This is a genomic window from Formivibrio citricus (assembly GCF_900115065.1).
In the GTDB taxonomy this organism is placed as follows: domain Bacteria; phylum Pseudomonadota; class Gammaproteobacteria; order Burkholderiales; family Chitinibacteraceae; genus Formivibrio; species Formivibrio citricus.
This window is the reverse complement of sequence record NZ_FOVE01000022.1, coordinates 35,283-53,027: the sequence shown is the minus strand read 5'-3', so window position 1 is coordinate 53,027 and position 17,745 is coordinate 35,283. Positions and strand designations below refer to the sequence as shown.

13 protein-coding genes are annotated in these 17,745 nt (G+C 60.3%); 5 read left to right on the top strand and 8 right to left on the bottom strand.

Annotated features, from left to right (window positions below):
* Both BMZ36_RS12835 and aas read right to left on the bottom strand, forming a co-directional pair.
* Nucleotides 1–1,283 (bottom strand): type VI secretion system Vgr family protein (locus BMZ36_RS12835; RefSeq protein WP_143086063.1); only part of this gene is annotated, 1,283 nt, incomplete at its 3' end.
* A 126-nt stretch (nucleotides 1,284–1,409) separates the two neighbouring features.
* Nucleotides 1,410–3,578: a bifunctional acyl-ACP--phospholipid O-acyltransferase/long-chain-fatty-acid--ACP ligase gene (gene aas, locus BMZ36_RS12830; RefSeq protein ID WP_091197427.1), complete on the bottom strand. Its 2,169-nt coding sequence runs from the start codon at nucleotides 3,576–3,578 to the stop codon at nucleotides 1,410–1,412.
* 182 nt (nucleotides 3,579–3,760) lie between these two features.
* Here aas and BMZ36_RS12825 point away from each other — a divergent pair, with 182 nt between their 5' ends.
* Nucleotides 3,761–6,580: an EAL domain-containing protein gene (locus BMZ36_RS12825; RefSeq protein WP_091197423.1), complete on the top strand. Its 2,820-nt coding sequence runs from the start codon at nucleotides 3,761–3,763 to the stop codon at nucleotides 6,578–6,580.
* A gap of 177 nt (nucleotides 6,581–6,757) precedes the next feature.
* Here BMZ36_RS12825 and BMZ36_RS12820 read toward each other — a convergent pair whose 3' ends face one another.
* From BMZ36_RS12820 to BMZ36_RS12795, 6 genes are all read right to left on the bottom strand, one after another.
* Nucleotides 6,758–7,717, bottom strand: a complete 960-nt coding sequence (locus BMZ36_RS12820; RefSeq protein WP_177187884.1) for a septal ring lytic transglycosylase RlpA family protein — start codon at nucleotides 7,715–7,717, stop codon at nucleotides 6,758–6,760.
* Nucleotides 7,718–7,737: 20 nt separating this feature from the next.
* Nucleotides 7,738–8,853, bottom strand: coding sequence for a rod shape-determining protein RodA (gene rodA, locus BMZ36_RS12815; RefSeq protein ID WP_091197415.1), 1,116 nt, complete (start codon nucleotides 8,851–8,853; stop codon nucleotides 7,738–7,740).
* On the bottom strand, nucleotides 8,846–10,735 hold the full coding sequence (mrdA, locus tag BMZ36_RS12810) for a penicillin-binding protein 2 (RefSeq protein ID WP_245747928.1): 1,890 nt from the start codon (nucleotides 10,733–10,735) through the stop codon (nucleotides 8,846–8,848). The genes rodA and mrdA overlap by 8 nt, the downstream gene beginning before the upstream one ends.
* Before the next feature lie 65 nt (nucleotides 10,736–10,800).
* Nucleotides 10,801–11,307 (bottom strand): rod shape-determining protein MreD, encoded by a 507-nt coding sequence (gene mreD / locus BMZ36_RS12805; protein ID WP_091197408.1) that lies wholly within the window; start codon nucleotides 11,305–11,307, stop codon nucleotides 10,801–10,803.
* On the bottom strand, nucleotides 11,307–12,203 hold the full coding sequence (mreC, locus tag BMZ36_RS12800; RefSeq protein ID WP_091197404.1) for a rod shape-determining protein MreC: 897 nt from the start codon (nucleotides 12,201–12,203) through the stop codon (nucleotides 11,307–11,309). The genes mreD and mreC overlap by 1 nt, the downstream gene beginning before the upstream one ends.
* 90 nt (nucleotides 12,204–12,293) lie before the next feature.
* Complete coding sequence (locus tag BMZ36_RS12795; protein WP_091197400.1) at nucleotides 12,294–13,337, bottom strand: rod shape-determining protein; 1,044 nt, start codon at nucleotides 13,335–13,337, stop codon at nucleotides 12,294–12,296.
* Nucleotides 13,338–13,495: 158 nt separating this feature from the next.
* Between BMZ36_RS12795 and gatC the strand changes: the two genes are divergently transcribed.
* The 4 genes from gatC to gatB all read left to right on the top strand — a co-directional run bounded on the left by gatC (nucleotide 13,496) and on the right by gatB (nucleotide 17,639).
* Nucleotides 13,496–13,783, top strand: coding sequence for an Asp-tRNA(Asn)/Glu-tRNA(Gln) amidotransferase subunit GatC (gene gatC / locus BMZ36_RS12790; RefSeq protein ID WP_091197395.1), 288 nt, complete (start codon nucleotides 13,496–13,498; stop codon nucleotides 13,781–13,783).
* 56 nt (nucleotides 13,784–13,839) lie between these two features.
* A complete protein-coding gene (gatA, locus tag BMZ36_RS12785) occupies nucleotides 13,840–15,291 on the top strand; it encodes an Asp-tRNA(Asn)/Glu-tRNA(Gln) amidotransferase subunit GatA (RefSeq protein ID WP_091197388.1) in 1,452 nt (483 codons plus the stop codon).
* A 138-nt stretch (nucleotides 15,292–15,429) separates the two neighbouring features.
* Nucleotides 15,430–16,050, top strand: a complete 621-nt coding sequence (locus tag BMZ36_RS12780) for a LysE family transporter (RefSeq protein WP_091197383.1) — start codon at nucleotides 15,430–15,432, stop codon at nucleotides 16,048–16,050.
* A 146-nt stretch (nucleotides 16,051–16,196) separates the two neighbouring features.
* Complete coding sequence (gene gatB / locus BMZ36_RS12775; RefSeq protein WP_091197380.1) at nucleotides 16,197–17,639, top strand: Asp-tRNA(Asn)/Glu-tRNA(Gln) amidotransferase subunit GatB; 1,443 nt, start codon at nucleotides 16,197–16,199, stop codon at nucleotides 17,637–17,639.
* Nucleotides 17,640–17,745: the final 106 nt, after the last annotated feature.

Below are 17,745 nucleotides of genomic sequence, written 5' to 3'. Positions count from 1 at the left end.
AATGGCACGGCCAGCGGCATCAAGCCGTTTCCCGCAAAATCACCATTCCCCGCAACCGTACTGTCCCTTGCCTCGGCACTGACTCCCGGCACCACCGCCACCCCACGGCGAACTGCCGTAAAGCGGTTCTCGAACAGTGGGGAGGATTCAGTGGATGGAGATGGAGCGGAGCGTTGCCGGTTCAATTCATCCGGCAGGTTGTTGCGTGCGGTCAGCGTCTGGCTGAGCACGATGAATTCCCGCGCATCGGCCAAGTCCCCGGCATGGGCCGGATGCTCGTCGAGCCGGAACCATTGGCCCGCGCCCAATTGCCGCACCGCCCCGACCCCGGTAAAGGCCTTCGCCGTCAGATCGTGGGCCTGCTGGCGCAACTGCGCATAACGGGCGAGGTCATCGGCATCGCGCCCGAAATACAGCGTTTGCGGATCGTAGTCCTCCAGCGTCGCCAACGCGGCATTGCCTTGTTCCCCATGGTTTTGTAGATGCGCCTCGCCGGCTTGTACGGTTGAAACCGGCTGGTAATCGAAACTTGCCAGGGACGTGCGCCCACTTTGCAGACGGCGAACGGATTGCCACGCGGTCACCCCGTCTGCCTGTTCGGTCGCATCGTTGCGATGAAAACGCACCGCCGCTTGTGAACAAGCCGGCAACGACCAGACATCGTCGAACAACACCAGCGTATGGATTGGGGTTTCGCCTGAATCATCGAAGCGGAAGGTATAGCTGATCCCTTCCTCCGCCAACAACCGGGTGATGAAGTCCAGATCGGATTCGCGGTATTGCAGACAGTAGGAACGGGGGGCATAACTAAGGCGGGTTTCGGCGGAAAACTGGAAGGTCGAGGTAAATGCCGGATTGTCGGCCTGATGCTCCTCCAGCACCTGCTGGACGATGTCGGGCACGCTCAAGTCCTGAAACACCCGACTGGTGCGCCGCAAAGCCAGTAAAGCCAGAGCGGGTTCGATAGTCAGGCCATAGCGGGCAAACCCGCCATCCGAGCCCAGATACTCCGCCGCCGTCACCAACCCGCAAATGACTCGCTCAGCCCCGTCGGCGCTCAAAATGCCCAGGCGCGCCGCCCGGCCCAGCAGGGATTTGAGTTCCAGCCCGGCATCGGGGGACAGGCAGACCAGCGCATGGCGGTACAGCCGGGACAGCCCTTCCTCGCCCTGCAACGTATGGGGCAGCAAGTCCTCGCCGGCCAGACCCTCCAGGCGGAGCGTCAGCAGGCGGGCGCTTTGCTGGAAGAGAGAGGCAAAATCCGGGAGGGACAGGGGAGGCATGGGCGCAATCTGGACAAAAATTGCGCAAATATTAATTCATTCTTTTGCTGTTAGAAAGTATTTGTGCGGTGTAGGCCTTGTATTTGTTTACGGATATGTGTTGTGTGTGACTGATTCAGACCAGGGTCACGCGGGATGTCCATCCTGGAACGTTGAGCCTTTGTCGATCCGTTGTTTCAGTGCAACGTAATCGATTTTTCCCGACCCCAGTTGCGGGAGCGAATCCTGAACCCGGATGTCACGCGGTACCAGTAGCGCAGGCAGTCCGTGTTGCCGGGCAGTGGCCTGCAGGCGCTCCTGCGTCAGGAGCGGGCTGGTGGTGAAGAGGATCAGCGATTCGCCGCGCGATTCGTCCATGCGGCTGCAGGCGGCGTGCAGGGCCAGCGGGTCGATGGTATGCGCCAGATTCTCGACCGCTTCGAGCGAGACCATTTCCCCTGCGATTTTGGCAAAGCGTTTGACACGGCCCTTGATAGTGACGAAGCCGTTTTCGTCGATTGAGACGATGTCTCCGGTGCAATACCACCCGGGGCCCCGGGATGAAGCTACCGGCTCGATCCGGCCGGGGTGAGCGGCGAGCAGGTAGCCCTTCATGACGTTCGGTCCCCTGACGTGCAGGATGCCGCCTTCGGGGAAATCCGGAACCGGCTCCAGCCAGAAATCGATGCCCGGCAGGAACTGGCCGACCGAGCCGGTTTGGTAGGCCATCGGGGTGTTGACCGACAGTACCGGCGACGTTTCGGTGGTTCCGTAGCCCTCAAGGATGCGGATGCCGAATTTCTCGAACCACGTTTCCCGCACGCGCTGGGCGAGCCGCTCCGCGCCGGCGACCACATACCGCACGCGGTAGAAATCGTAAGGATGGGCATGCTTGGCATAGTGGCCGAGGAAGGTGCTGGTGCCGAACAGCACGGTGCAATCGCGATCGTAGGCAAGTTCCGGAATCACGCGGTAGTGTAGCGGCGACGGATAGAGAAAAAGACGGGTTCCGGTCAGGAGCGGCAACAGCGCGCCCGCAGTCAGGCCGAAGGCGTGAAACAGCGGCAGGGCGCTGAGGAATTTGTCGCTGGCATTGAAGGCGATCACCGAGCGAATCTGCGCCAGGTTGGCGAGCAGGTTGCGGTGGCTGAGCACGACGCCCTTGGGCGTGCCTTCCGATCCCGAGGTGAAGAGGGTAATCGCTTCTTCTTCTGCCTGGCCGAACGGTACGGCCCGGCGCGGGGCGCAGAGCGCGCACAGCAGCCAGAGCTTGTCGCGCAGAGAAAACTGCGGACGCAGGTCTTCCAGATAAAGCAGGGTGAAATTGCGTGCCAATCCATGGGTGAGGTGATGCAGGTTGGCGCCTTCCTCGAAGGCGCGCGAGGTGATGATGACCTTGATCTGAGCCAGCTCGCAGGCGGCTTCGATCCCGGCTTGCCCTGCCGTGTAGTTGAGCATGGCCGGAATGCGCCGCATCGCGCCCAAGCCGGTGATCAGGGCCAGCGTCGGAACGGCGTTGGGCAGCAACACGCCGATGCGCGCGTCTTTCGGGGCCAGCCGGCAGCCCAGCCGGCCGAGTGCCAGCGTCATTTTCAGGAATTCGCCGTAGGAGTGTTCGATCTGCCGTATGTCCTCGATCAGCCGGTGCTTGCGTCCCCAGACCGCGATGGAGTCGAGCAGCGCTTCGTAGAGCGTGCCGGCCGGACGCGAGGCGAACAGCATGTGCTGCATGAGCCGGCGCAGTGCTTCGCCGGCTTGGCGGCGGCGCTCGTGCGGCGATTCGGTGGGCGGGATGTCGATTTTTTCCAGCGGCATCAGGGTCAGACGCAGCTTGGGCAAGAAGTGCCGCGGATGGCCTCCGCCCAAGCGACTGAAATAGCTCAGGCTCGGGCCGTCGAGGCGGACGGGCAGGATATCGGCACCGGTATGCGCAGCGACGAATGCCGGGCCGTCGTAGACCTTCATCAGCGAGCCGGTGACAGTGATGCGTCCTTCCGGGAAGATCACCACGGGGCGGCCGGCTTCTACCAGTTTGACGACCTGTTTGATGGCCATGGGGTTGGTGGGATCGACGGCCAGATAGTCGACGAAGCGGATGATCCAGCCGTAGAAACGACTCTGAGCCACCCAGGTGTGCAGCACGAACACCGGATTGGCCGGCAGGAACAGCGCCAGCAGCACGCCGTCGAGAAAGGATTCGTGGTTGGCGACGATCAACAGCCGTTGCGGCAGGGGATCGGGCCAGCGGCCCTGTATTTCGACACGGAACAGTATCCGGAATGCCCACCGCAGAATTGTTTTCAGGATTTGGCTCATTGTGGTTTGACTTGTGCTTGTCGGGCGATCTTACCAACTTCCACTGCGGACGGCATCGCGGTTCGATGTGGTTTCCAGTTATGGGCGACATCGGGCAAAATGAAACCCAACCCGTTTCCTTACCGCGGGCTATAAACAATTAGAATAACCAGAACACCTTTCGGATTTTGCCCAGATTTTAAATGTTGAAGATACCTTTTCTTACTTCGTTGCGTTCGCGCCTGATTGTCGCCTGCGTGCTTTTGCAGGGGGCGGTTCTTGCTGCATTGTTGTTCAGTACGATCCGCGTCTGGAACGATACTGTGGCGCGTGCGACCGAAGTGCGGGTTGCGGAACTGTCGCGCCTCTTGAGCGTGGCGTTTGCGGCCCCGCTTTCCGTGGGTGATCTGGCGCGCGCAGCCGATTTGCTCGACGGCATCCGGGCTCCGGAAGGTATCGATTATCTGATTCTGCTCGATGCTAACGGTCGCATCATCGCCGCGCGCGGCTGGGACATCTCGCGCCCCTTGCCGGAGATTCGCCAGTTGAAGGAGCGGGGTGTCTTGCCCGCTCTGGTCGATGCAGCTACTCCGATTAGTCAGGGCGGGGAAAAGCTCGGCGAATTGCGTTTCGGAATTTCGACCGGCATCCTGCGCGAAGGGGTGTCGAGCCTTGCCCGGCAGGGCGCAGTCGCGCTGTTCAGCGGCTTGGTGTTGTCCGTTTTGTTGCTGATGCTGACGGGGCTTTGGTTGACGCGTCACCTGCATCGCCTGATCGCCGTCACTGAAGCTGCAGCCAACGGAACCTACAAGGAAATGGATACCGCTCACGGCAGCGATGAAATCGTCCAGCTTTCTCAGCGTTTCAACGAGATGGCCCGTTCCATCCGCGACAGGGTGGTCGCGCTTTCGCAGAGCGAAGAACGTTTTCACATCATCGCTGACTATACCTACAGCGCCGAACTCTGGCTGAACCCGGAAGGCAAGCTCGTCTGGGTTAATGCCTCAATTGCCCGCCTGACGGGATATGCTGTCAACGAATGCATGCTGTTGCCCGATTTTCCGCTGATTCTTGCAACGCCGGAAGAGCGGGGCAGGTTGGCGGATGCGCTGGAGTTCGCCCTGCAGAACCGTACGACCTCGCAGGATTTCGAGTTCCGCGGACAGTCCCGCGATGGCCGGCTGTTCTGGGCTTCGCTGGCGTGGCAACCGCTTTTCGACGGGCGAGGCCAGTATCTGGGGTTGCGTGCCAGCCTGCGCGACAACTCCGAGCTCAAGGATGATCGCCTGGCGCTGCGCAAGGCCGTTGCCGAATTACGGCAGATTCATTCCTTGGGACAGAGCTATCTGGCGCGCGCAGAAACCGAGCGTGCCCGGCTGATGGCGTTGCTTTCAGCCATGCGTTTCGGCGTGCTGTTCGTCGACAATGACAACCGGATCGCTTTTCACAACCCGGCTTTTTGCGAATTGTGGGGAGTTTCCAAGTCGCAAAACCTGGTTGGCCGCGCCATCGGCATGGTGCTGCAGCAAGCCGAAAACCGTCCCATGGTTTCCGATGTTTTGACCACTTATCTTGAAGACCGCATCCAGGCCGACGCCCGTATCGATCACGGCGAACTGACCATGAACGATGGACGCATCATCACCCAGCATTGCTACCGGGTGCTGGATCAGCAGGGCGTGGCTAATGGACGCATGTGGATCTACGAAGATGTGACACAGGAACGCCTGTTGGCGGATCACATGGTCAATCTGGCTGAGCGCGATGCCTTGACCGGGCTCTACAACCGGCACCGTTTTCAGCAGGAACTGGAACGCATGGTATCGGATACCGACCGCCGCCAAGGGGCGATGGCGTTGCTGTTCTTCGATCTGGACGAGTTCAAGCATGTCAACGATACGCTTGGGCATGGCGTCGGCGATCAGTTATTGCAGGTGATCGCCAAGGAAGTTGGCCATCAGGTGCGCCGTCACGAAGTACTGGCGCGCCTGGGCGGCGACGAGTTCGCCGTGCTGGTGCCGGACTGCAACGAATATGAAGTCAGCAGGCTTGCCGAACGCATCGTCATGACCGTTTCGCAGGTGCAGTTCTCGGCCAACGGCCATTCCATGCGGCCTTCGACCAGTGTTGGCGTGGCCATGTTTCCGCAGCATGCCGGCAATGCGGCCGAGCTCGTGGCGCATGCCGATTCGGCCATGTATCAGGCCAAGTCGGCGGGCAAATCGACGTGGCGCCTGTATCGGCGCGAGGCCGATCAGTCGCGCAGTGTCATTGCCCGCCTGTCGTGGAAAGACCGGATTCTCGATGCGCTGAAGCACGACGGATTCGAGCTGCACTTCCAGGGAATCTATCATGCGGCAGACAAGAGTCTGGCGCACCTTGAGGCGCTGGTGCGCATGAAGGATGCCCAGTCTCCCGGCGAGATCATCATGCCTGGGCAATTCATTCCGCACGCGGAAACGACCGGCAAGATCATCGAAATCGACCGCTGGGTGCTGCACCAGGTGGTCGATCTCTTGAGTCTGCGCCAGGAAATCCCTTCCATCGCGATCAATATTTCCGGGCGCTCTTTCGATGAGCCGGGATTGCCGGAATATATCAGCAGGCTTCTGGCCTCGCGCCAAGTCGAGCCGCGTCGCTTGCTGGTGGAATTGACTGAAACCGCTGCCGTTTCGGACATGCGCGATGCGCAGCGTTTTATCGATGCGTTGCGGGCCACCGGTTGCACGGTTTGTCTGGATGATTTCGGGACCGGCTTTTCCTCGTTCGCCTATCTCAAGCAGCTCAAGGCCGATGTGCTCAAGATCGACGGCTTGTTCATCCGCGACTTGCCGGTGAACCACGATAGCGAGGTCTTCGTCCGCGGCATGGTCGCCATGGCCCGTGACATGGGCAAGATCACGATTGCCGAGTTCGTGGAGAACGAGGAAATCTTCAACATGCTACTGGAAATTGGCATCGATCAGGTGCAGGGCTATTACCTTGACCGGCCTTCCCGCGAACATCCGAGTTTGATGCGGTGAGAGCGATGCAGCATTCTTGGGATTGAAATGAAACACAGCCCGGCAAGACGGGCTGTGTTCATTTCAGGCAACGGTTTTTCTTGGAACCTGTTCACGGTCGTGTTGTGTGGCACTGATCAGGCCTTCTCTGCTCTTCATCCCGCAGCGGGCCTTTCGCTACGGATTGCGATCAGGTTCTCAGCGCGCAATGACCGCCGGAAGGTTTTTCTGTCCGGTGAGTTTTTCTGCCATGGCGAGTGCCGTGGCCCGGTCCGGGAACGGGCCGAGCCGTACGCGGTAGATGGTTCCGGCTTCCTGGATGGCAAGCCGGTTTGCCTGGGCTTCGTCAAGCTCCCTCGCAAGGTGGGCGTGAAAACTTTCCGCATTGCTGCGCGAACTGAAAGCGCCCAGTTGCAGGAAGACGGAGCCCGGACGCGCAGGTACGGCAGCCTGCAATACCGGCTCTGCCGGAGCAGTGATTGCCGTGGACGGCGCGGAGGAGGAAATTGCCGCACTGGCAGGTGTCTTTTCTCCCGGAAGCAGGCTGACGACTTCCAGTTCTGCGCTGCCGTTGCCGGCATAGCCGAGCCGGCAGGCGGCGAGGAAAGACAGGTCGATGATTCGTCCTTTGAGGAATGGACCGCGGTCGTTGATGCGCACAACGACGCTGCGACCGTTTTTCAGATGGGTGACGCGGGCATAGCTCGGGATCGGCAAGGTAGGGTGCGCAGCCGTCATGCCGAACATGTCATAGGTCTCACCGCTCGATGTTTTCTGGCCGTGGAACTTGCGGCCGTACCATGAGCCGATACCGCGTTCCGTCCACTCTCCCGGCGTCTTGAGCGGGATGAACTTTTGCCCGAGCACCGTGTATGGATTGTTGGCCCAGCGGTGCAACGGTTCCGTACGCGGAAGCGGTTCGGGAACGAATTCCAGTGTTCCCGGCAATTCCAGCGGGCCATCGTCCTTGTAGAAATTGCCCCTGGCACCGGCTGGTGGGTTGTAGCTGCAGGAATAAGGCGAGGGTTGACCGGAAATGGCGGGCGAAGTTGCCGGCTTGCTGCCTGTGGAAACGACGACAGGCGCGCTTTGACGCGGTGTGCTGGAGCAGGCTGCGAGCAGCGCCGTAGCCAGACAGGCCGCGGTCTTTTTTGCCATTCCTTTGTCTGCGCCCATTTTCATCCCCCTTTCATCAACTGGCGATCCTTGTTGATGCTCATCAGGATGCCAAAACCCGCCATCAAGGAAACCATGGCTGTACCGCCGTAGGAAAACAATGGCAACGGTACGCCAACAACGGGAAGAATACCCGAAACCATGCCCATGTTGACAAAGGCATAGGTAAAGAATGTAAGCGCGATCGAGCCGGCAAGCAAACGACCGAACAGGGTCGACGCCCGCGCGGCAATCATCAGTCCGCGGCCGATGACGAGCAGATAGAGAATGAGCAGAATGATGTTGCCAAAGAGTCCGAACTCTTCGCCCAGCACAGCGAAAATGAAGTCGGTGGTGCGTTCCGGGATGAAATCGAGATGGGTTTGCGTGCCGTTAAGCCAACCCCGACCCAGTATGCCGCCGGAACCGATGGCAATCGTGCCCTGGATGATGTGGTAGCCCGAGCCCAGCGGGTCTTCCATCGGGTTGAGCATGGTCGCGATGCGCTGGCACTGGTATTCGTGCAGTACCCGGTTGCAGGTGTCCCAGTCCAGCATGGCAATGACGATGCCGCTGCCAATGATGGTCATGGCGCCGATCAGTTTCCACGAAAGTCCGGCGAAATAGAGTACGTAGAAGCCGGCTGCGGCAACAAGCAGGGAGGTTCCCAGGTCGGGCTGCTTGAGAATGAAGGCGACGGGCAGCAACATGATGCCGGCCGCCACGATATAGTTTTTCCAGCGCAACGAGGCTTCGTTGCGCTGGAAATACCAGGCCAGCATCATGGGCAGGGCGACTTTCATGATTTCCGATGGCTGGATTCGGGCCACGCCGATATTCAGCCAGCGCCGCGCGCCGTAGGTGACCTCGCCGAACAGCGCCACGCCCAGCAGCAGCAAAACGCCCAGGATGTAGGCAGGGGGAGCCAGCCGCATCAGCATTTGTTGCGGAATGTTGGCGATGATCCACATGCCGCCCAGTCCCACGCCAAAGAAAACGAACTTGTTGACGATACGGTTCATGTCCCGGTTGGAGGCACTGTAGAGCACCAGCACCGAATAGAGCACGACCAGCGCGGTAAACAGCAGCAACCAGGGGTCGATGTTGCGGATGAAACGTTGCCACAGGTGCTTAATCATGGGCGTGCTCCTCCGGTTCGTCCGGCAGCTCGCGGGCCGGCTGGTTGACTTTCTTGCCCAGCAGGTAATAGTCGAGCACCTGGCGTGCGATCGGGGCCGCAGCCTGGGCGCCGAAACCGCCGTTTTCCACGATGACGGCCAGCGCGATCCTGGGGGATTCGACCGGAGCAAAGGCGATGAACAAAGCGTGGTCGCGCAGGTGTTTCTTGACCTGGCCTTCCACGTATTTGGCCCCCTTCAGGCTGAAGACCTGGGCCGTACCCGTCTTGCCGGCCGAGGTGTAGCTGGCGCCCGCAAAGGCGCGTGCCCCCGTGCCTTCCTTGTTGACGCCGGCCATGGCGCGATGGATCACGTTGACGTGTTCGGGCTTCCAGTCGTGCGTCTTGCTCGGCTTGGGCTCGACGGGCGTCTTGGCTCCGCTGTGGGCATCTTCGATGTGCTGCACCAGATGCGGCTTGAACTCGACGCCGCGGTTGGCGAGTGTCGCCGTGGCATGGGCCAGTTGCAACGGGGTGTAGGAGTTGTAACCCTGCCCGATGCCGATCGAGATCGTTTCTCCGGCGAACCATTTCTGCTGGGCCGGGTTCTTGAAGCGTTTCTTTTTCCATTCGGGGGAAGGCAGAACGCCGGGGCGCTCGCCTTCGATGTCGATGCCCGTCTTGCTGCCGAATCCGAGTGTTGCCATGAACTGGGCAATATTCTCGATCCCCATCTGGTTGGCGAGCGTGTAGTAATAGGTGTCGCAGGAAACGACGACCGATTTGTACATGTCTACGACACCGTGCCCTCCGGGCTTGTCATCGCGGAACACATGACCGCCGAAGTTGAAAAATCCCGGATCCGGCAATGCCGCACTGGCAGAGCGGAAGCCGCCTTCCTGGGCTGCCAGCGCCATGAAGGGCTTGAAAGTGGAGCCCGGCGGGTATTCCCCGCGCAACGCCCGGTTGAGCAACGGCTTCTCCGGAGAGTTGTTGAGCTCGTTCCAGTTCTGCGGGTCGATGCCGTCGACGAACAGGTTCGGATCGTAGCCCGGCATGGAAACGAAAGCCAGCACCCCGCCCGTTGCCGGTTCGATTGCGACCAGCGCGCCCTTGTTCTCGCCGAATGCCTGTTCGGCGACTTTCTGCAGCTCGATGTCGATGGACAGGATCAGGTTCTTTCCGGGCGTCGAAGGCGTGTGCCGGAGCGTGCGGATGGCACGTCCGCCGGCATCGATTTCCACTTCCTCGTGACCGGCGATGCCACGCAGTTCTTTCTCGTAACGCTGTTCGATGCCGATCTTGCCGATGTGGTCGGCGCCACGGTAGTTGGGCATCTGTCCACTGGCTTCCAGATTGGAGAGGTCCGTGGCATTGATGCGGCCGATATAGCCGATGAGATGGGAAGCCACTTCGCCCTGCGGGTAGTGGCGGAATAGCCGCGCCTTGATTTCCACGCCGGGGAACTGGTAGCTGTTGGCGGCAAAACGGGCCACTTCCTCATCGGTCAGACGGGAGCGGATCGGCAGCGATTCGAAAGCCTTGGTTTCCTCACGCAATTTCTTGAACCGGCGGCGATCTTTGGGTTGAATCTCAATGAGCCCGGAAAGCCGGTTCAGCGTGTCTTCGAGATCGGTGACTTTTGAAGGGGTGATCTCCAGCGTATAAGCCGAGAAATTGTGCGCCAGCACTACGCCATTGCGATCCTTGATAATGCCGCGCGAGGGCTGCACGGGAACCAGCGAGATGCGGTTCTGTTCTGCCAGTGTGATGTATTCCTTGTGCTTGACGACTTGCAGCCAGGCAAAACGGACGAAAAGCAGCACGAATGCCAGCAGCACGAACAACGCCGCAGCCATCAGGCGGAGCTGAAACGCGCTGCGCGTTTCAGTCTGGTTGTGCAACTCGCTGTTCCCCGTTCGTGGCGTGATTCGCGAGGAAAGGAGGCGGGAACGAAACAGCCGCCTGCTCATAGTTCTTCAGGCGCTCCCATGCGCTGGTGCATGAGCATCAGGTTGGCCAAGGGCGTCCAGAGAGGCGCTGCGATGACCGGTCCGGCAAAATAGCTCCATCCCACGAACGGAGCGCCCATGGTCGAGCGCACCAGATACATGATTAATTGGGACAGCAATAGCAGCAGGAAGGCGCTGATTGCCTGCTGCCAGAAGGGGGCAACCGAGATCTGGCGGTTGCGCCACAGCGTGAGGAAAGCGATGACCGAATAGGCCAGTGCATGCTGCCCCAGCACTGTGCCGTCGCCAACATCCATCAGGATGCCCAGCAGAAAGCCGACGCCCACGCCGATGCGTCGCGGCTGGTTCAGCGTCCAGTAGATCAGCAGCAGTGCTACGAAGTCAGGCGCAAAATTGGCGAGCGTAGCCTGCCAGGGCAACAGGTTGCCGAGCAGTGCGGCCAGGAATGTCAGAACGATGAAGTGCGTTCCTACGGGGCGAAGAATCTGACTGGAAACAGGCATCAGTGTCCCTTCCGTTTTTTCTTGCCTGCAGCGGCGGGGGCCGAAGCTGCCGTGGGATAAGGCGGGAGTGGCGAAGCCTCTTCCAGTACGAGCAGGAAGCGGTGCTGTCCGATGCCGGCGAGCGGCGAGCAGAAAATACGGGCGAAAGCGCTTTGGCGATCGACGTTTTCAACTTTGGCGACTGGCAGCCCCGCCGGATACAGGCCGTCGATGCCGGAAGTGACCAGGATGTCGCCGGGCTGGATGTCGACATTGGATGCCATGTTGCGTACTTCCAGCGCCTGCTCGCGTCCCCGGCCATATACGACAGTTCGGAGCTGGTTGCGCTCTACCACGACGGGAACCATGTGATTGTTGTCGGTTAATAGACGGATCTCGCTGGTCATCGGTTGGACGCGCACGATCTGGCCGACCAGCCCCGAAGCGTCGGCAACGATCCGTCCTGCCGTGATGCCGTGGGTTTCGCCGCGGTTGAGGATCAGCTTGGCGGCAAACGCGTCCCGGCTGTTGTAGAGAATCTCCGCTAGCTGGCTGGGTTTGGGCAGGGTGCGCTGTGCTTCGTTCAGGCCGCGCAGCTGGATGTTTTCCTGCTCCAGTTGCTTGACGCGCTGGGCGAGCGCGGTTGCGGAGAGCTGCGCATCGTTGAGCTGCCGGTTTTCTTCCAGCAGATCGGCCTGGCGGGTCAGAAAATCCCGGGAGGTACGAAACAGCGTGAAAGGCGCCGTGGCCAGCCATTGAAGCGGATACAGGGCGACCGAGACTTGCTGGCGCATGACGCCCAGCATGTGGTAACGGGTGTCTCCGGCCATGAGCGCGAGCGATAGCACAGCGAAAATAGCCAGCCGGGTGGCTGGCTTGGGTCCCTGTTTGAAGAACGCCGGTTGGGTGGATTGCATGGGTCGCTGTTGCGACAGGGAAGGGGGAAGAGTGATGAGGTAAGGGGTGTTACCCTTCTCCCTTCACTCTTCCCCCTTCGCATGTCTGTATCAATCGTTAGTGAAAATCGAGCCGACCTTGTCGAGTTTTTCCAGCGCCTTGCCGGAGCCGCGCACCACGCAGGTCAGCGGATCTTCTGCAACGATCACCGGCAGGCCGGTTTCCTCCATCAGCAGACGGTCGAGATCGCGCAGCAGTGCGCCGCCACCAGTCAGAACCATGCCCTTTTCGGCGATGTCCGCGCCGAGTTCCGGCGGGGTTTGTTCCAGCGCCTGCTTGACTGCGGAGACGATCTGGTTGAGCGGCTCGGTCAGCGCTTCGAGGATTTCGTTGGACGAGATGGTGAAGGCGCGTGGAATGCCCTCGGCAAGATTGCGGCCCTTGACTTCCATCTCGCGCACTTCGGCGCCGGGGAAGGCCGAGCCGATGCGCTTCTTGATTTCTTCTGCCGTGGTTTCGCCGATCAGCATTCCGTAATTGCGACGGATGTAATTGATGATTGACTCGTCGAACTTGTCGCCGCCGACACGTACGCTGCTGGCATACACGATGCCGCCGAGCGAGATCACGCCTACTTCGGTCGTGCCGCCGCCGATGTCTACCACCATCGAGCCGGTCGCTTCCTCTACCGGCAGACCGGCGCCGATTGCGGCGGCCATCGGTTCCTCGATCAATGCAACCTTGTTGGCTCCGGCGCCGAGCGCCGATTCGCGGATTGCGCGGCGTTCCACCTGGGTCGAGCCGCAGGGAACGCAGATTACGATGCGGGGAGGGCTGGAGAACAGGCGACTCGGGTTCACCTTCTTGATGAACTGCTTGAGCATCTGCTCGGTAATGGTGAAGTCGGCGATCACGCCGTCTTTCATCGGGCGAATGGCGTTGATGCTGCCCGGCGTGCGGCCCAGCATCTTTTTGGCCTCTGCACCCACGGCAAGGATGGTTTTCTTGCCGCTGGGGCCGCCTTCCTGCTGGATGGCGACGACAGACGGTTCGTCGAGGACGATGCCCTTGCCCTGCATGTAGATCAGCGTGTTAGCGGTGCCAAGGTCGATGGCGATATCGTTGGCGAAATAGCCGGAGAGAAATCCAAACATTCCAAGTATCTCTTTCTTTGCAGTTGTTGCAGGCCGGAGGTGAGACCTGCGGCAGGGAATCAGGTTCCCGTGCCTGGGGCGCGGGTGGTGAGAATCAAGCCCGGTATGATACCCTAGCAGACTGCTATTGATGAAGGTTTTAACAGGGAAAACCTGCCATGTCTCTGACAATTGACGATGTACGGCGGATTGCGAAGCTTGCCCGCATTGCCGTGACTGATGATGAGCTTGCTGCAACGCAGCAACAATTGAACCGGATTTTCGGTTTGATCGAAGAAATGCGCGCCGTGGATACCACCGGTATCGAGCCGATGGCGCATGCCCAGGACGTGATGTTGCGCCTGCGCGAGGATATGGCCACTGCGCCGGATCGCCGTGCCGAATGGCAAGCCGTCGCACCAGCCGTCGAGAACGGCCTGTACCTGGTTCCGAAGGTAATTGAATAAATTTGTGAAGGGAGAAGGGAGAAGGGGGGAGGGATTCCACCGGCTCCGGCTATCGCATGTTGAACAAAACCCTGAAGCAACTTGCTGCCCAATTGGCGGCAAAAGAAATCTCCGCTGTCGAACTGGCGACCGAATATCTTGCGCGCATTGATGCGCTCAATCCGCAGCTCAATGCGCTGATTAGCGTGGATCGCGAAAAAACGCTGGCCGAAGCGCAGGCTGTCGATGCCGCACGCGCGGCCGGTCAGGCCGGTGCACTGGCCGGTGTTCCGCTGGTGCACAAGGACATCTTCTGCCAGCAAGGCTGGAAGACCTCGTGTGGCTCGAAGATGCTTGATAATTTCATTTCGCCCTACGATGCGCATGTGGTCGAGCAATGTCGCAAGGCCGGATTGGTGACGCTTGGCCGTGCCAATATGGACGAGTTCGCCATGGGCTCGTCGAACGAAAACAGCTTCTATGGCCCGGTCAAGAACCCGTGGGATCTGAACGCCGTGCCCGGCGGCTCGTCGGGCGGTTCGGCCGCGGCCGTGGCCGCACGCCTTGCGCCGGTTGCAACCGGCACCGACACCGGTGGTTCGATTCGCCAGCCGGCGGCATTCTGCGGCATCACCGGCATCAAGCCGACCTACGGCGTGGTCAGCCGCTTTGGCATGATTGCCTATGCCAGTTCGCTCGACCAGGGCGGCCCGCTGGCGCAGACCGCCGAGGATTGCGCCCTGTTGCTTAACGTGATGGCCGGTTTCGACGAGCGCGATTCCACGAGCCTGCAGCGCGACAAGGAAGACTACACGCGCGATCTCGCCGCACCGCTGTCCGGGCTGAAAATCGGCCTGCCGAAGGAATACTTCGCCGAAGGCCTGGCGGCCGATGTCGCCAAGGCCATCGACGCGGCGATTGCCGAATACAGGAAGCTCGGCGCAGAAGTGGTCGAGATCAGTCTGCCGAACACCAAGCTGGCGATCCCGTCGTATTACGTGATCGCGCCGGCGGAAGCCTCCAGTAACCTCAGCCGTTTCGACGGCGTGCGCTACGGTCATCGCGCCGCCGAATACTCGGGCCTCGCCGACATGTATGAGCAGACCCGCGCCGAAGGTTTCGGCTGGGAAGTGAAGCGCCGGATCCTGACCGGCACGTATGTGCTGAGCCACGGCTATTACGACGCCTACTACCTGCAGGCGCAGAAGATCCGCCGCATCATCGCCGACGATTTCCAGAAAGCGTTCGCCCAGTGCGACGTGATCATGGGGCCGGTCACGCCGAATACTGCGTGGAACCTCGGCGAGAAGAATGCCGACCCGGTGGCGATGTATCTCGAAGACATCTACACGCTGGGCGTGAACCTCGCCGGCTTGCCGGGCATGAGCGTGCCGGTCGGGTTCGGCTCCAATGACCGCCCGGTGGGCTTGCAGATCATCGGCAACTATTTCAGCGAAGCAAAGATGCTGAACGTCGCCCACCGGTTCCAGCAAGTCACCGACTGGCATACGCGGGCTCCGGCACTGTAAAGGCAAAAGATTCACCACAGAGGCACGGAGACGAGGAGAAAAACGGAGAGAATCAAAATGAAAATTCCTGGTTTTGAGTAACAGGATTTTCAAGTTTTCTCCCGCTCTCTGTGTCTCTGTGGTTCAAAAAGGTTTCGAATGACGCTTTCGACTTGGCTGGCTTTCTTTGCCGCTTCCTGGCTGATCAGTCTCTCGCCCGGCGCGGGAGCGATTTCGTGCATGAGCGCGGGGATGCGCTACGGTTATCGCAAAAGCATCTGGAATATCTTCGGTCTGCAGATGGGGATTCTGCTGCTGGTCGTGATCGTGGCGCTTGGTTTGGGGGCGGTTCTGGCCGCGTCGATGTTGGCGTTCAACCTGATCAAGTGGTTCGGCGTGGCTTATCTCGTCTGGCTGGGTATTCAGCAATTTCGTGCCGAAGCCAAGCCTATGGAAGTGGGTGAAGACGGCGTCCGCTCGCCCCGGCAACTGTTCTTGCAGGGCTTTCTGGTCAACGCCAGCAACCCCAAGGGCATCATTTTCATGCTGGCCGTATTGCCGCAGTTCATTGATACGCAAGCGCCGCAATTTATCCAGTATGCGCAGGCGACAGCGACGCTGTTCTTTACCGATGCCGTGGTCATGAGTGGCTACACGCTGCTCGCTGCACGCGTGCTGTCGGCATTGCGCGATCCGGCGCATATCCGCTGGCTGAACCGCTCGTTTGGCGGTCTGTTTGTCGGCGCGGGGCTTTTGCTGGCCGGGTTCAAACGAAATTAGGGAGTGGGGAGTGGAGAGTAGGGAGTAGATACACGCCCCGTGTAAATTATTTAACCAAGCAAACCTTGTGGAGTGCGGATGGAGCGAGAGTGAGGCCACTCACTACTCCCAACTCCCTACTCCCTGCATCGAAAAGAGATAAAACCATGCAATGGGAAGTCGTGATCGGGCTGGAAGTCCATGCCCAGCTCTCCACCCAATCGAAGATTTTTTCGACCGCCAGCACCGCATTCGGCGCGGCGCCGAATACGCAGACCGCCGTGGTCGACATCGCGCTGCCCGGCGCTCTGCCGGTGATGAACAAGTCCGCAGTGGAAAAGGCGATCCGTTTCGGGTTGGCCATCGGTGCGGACATCAACAAGAAGTCGGTTTTTGCGCGCAAGAACTACTTCTACCCGGACCTGCCCAAGGGCTACCAGATCAGCCAGTTCGAGCTGCCGGTGGTCGAGCACGGTGCGATCACGATCCGCGTCGAGCCGCCCAAGGGCGAGGCGTACGACAAGGTCGTGAACCTGACCCGCGCGCATCTGGAAGAAGACGCCGGCAAGAGCCTGCACGAAGACTTCCACGGCATGACCGGCATCGACCTGAACCGTGCCGGTACGCCGCTGCTGGAAATCGTGTCCGAGCCGGACATGCGCTCGGCCGCCGAGGCGGTGGCGTATGCCAAGGCGCTGCACAGCATCGTGACCTGGATCGGCATCTGCGACGGCAACATGCAGGAAGGCTCGTTCCGCTGCGATGCCAACGTCTCGGTGCGCCCGGTGGGCCAGAAGGAATTCGGCACCCGGCGCGAAATCAAGAACCTCAACAGCTTCAAGTTCCTGGAGCAGGCGATCAACTACGAGGTGCGCTGGCAGATCGACCAGATCGAGGACGGCCACAAGATCGTTCAGGCTACCGTGCTGTTCGACCCGGATACCGGCGAAACGCGCATGATGCGCACCAAGGAAGATGCGCACGACTACCGCTACTTCCCCGATCCCGACCTGCCGCCGCTCATGATCAATGACGCCTGGATCGAGCGCGTGAAGGGTGAAATGCCCGAACTGCCGGCCGCGATGCAGGCGCGCTTCCAGTCCCAGTACGGCATCCCGGCGTATGACGCCGCCACGCTCACCGCCAGCAAGGCGCTTGCTGCGTACTACGAGGCCACGGTGGCAGCCGGTGCGGATGCAAAGCTCGCCTCCAACTGGATCATGGGCGAGATCTCGGCGCAGCTGAACCGCGAGGAAAAATCCATCGCCGAATGCCCGGTCGAGGCCGAACGTCTGGCGCTGATGATCAAGCGTATTGCCGACAGCACCATCAACAACAAATCGGCCAAGGATGTACTGCGCTGGATGTGGGAATCCCCCAAGACCGCCGACGAACTGATCGCCGAACACGGTCTGAAGCAGGAAACCGATACCGGCGCGATCGAAGCGATGATCGACGGCGTGCTGGCCGCCAACGCCGCGATGGTCGAGGAATTCAAGTCCGGCAAGGAGAAAGCCTTCAACGCGCTGGTCGGTCAATGCATGAAGGCCGCCAAGGGCAAGGCGCCGCCTGCGGTGGTGAACGAAATTTTGCGCAAGAAGCTCGGTTAAGCCCGTTTTATCGGTAATGCATGGCACCAGCCCGGTGGTTTCCCATCGGGCTGGTTGTTTTTGTGTTGCAGGGGATGAACGGCGTTTGGCTTGACACTGCGCGGAC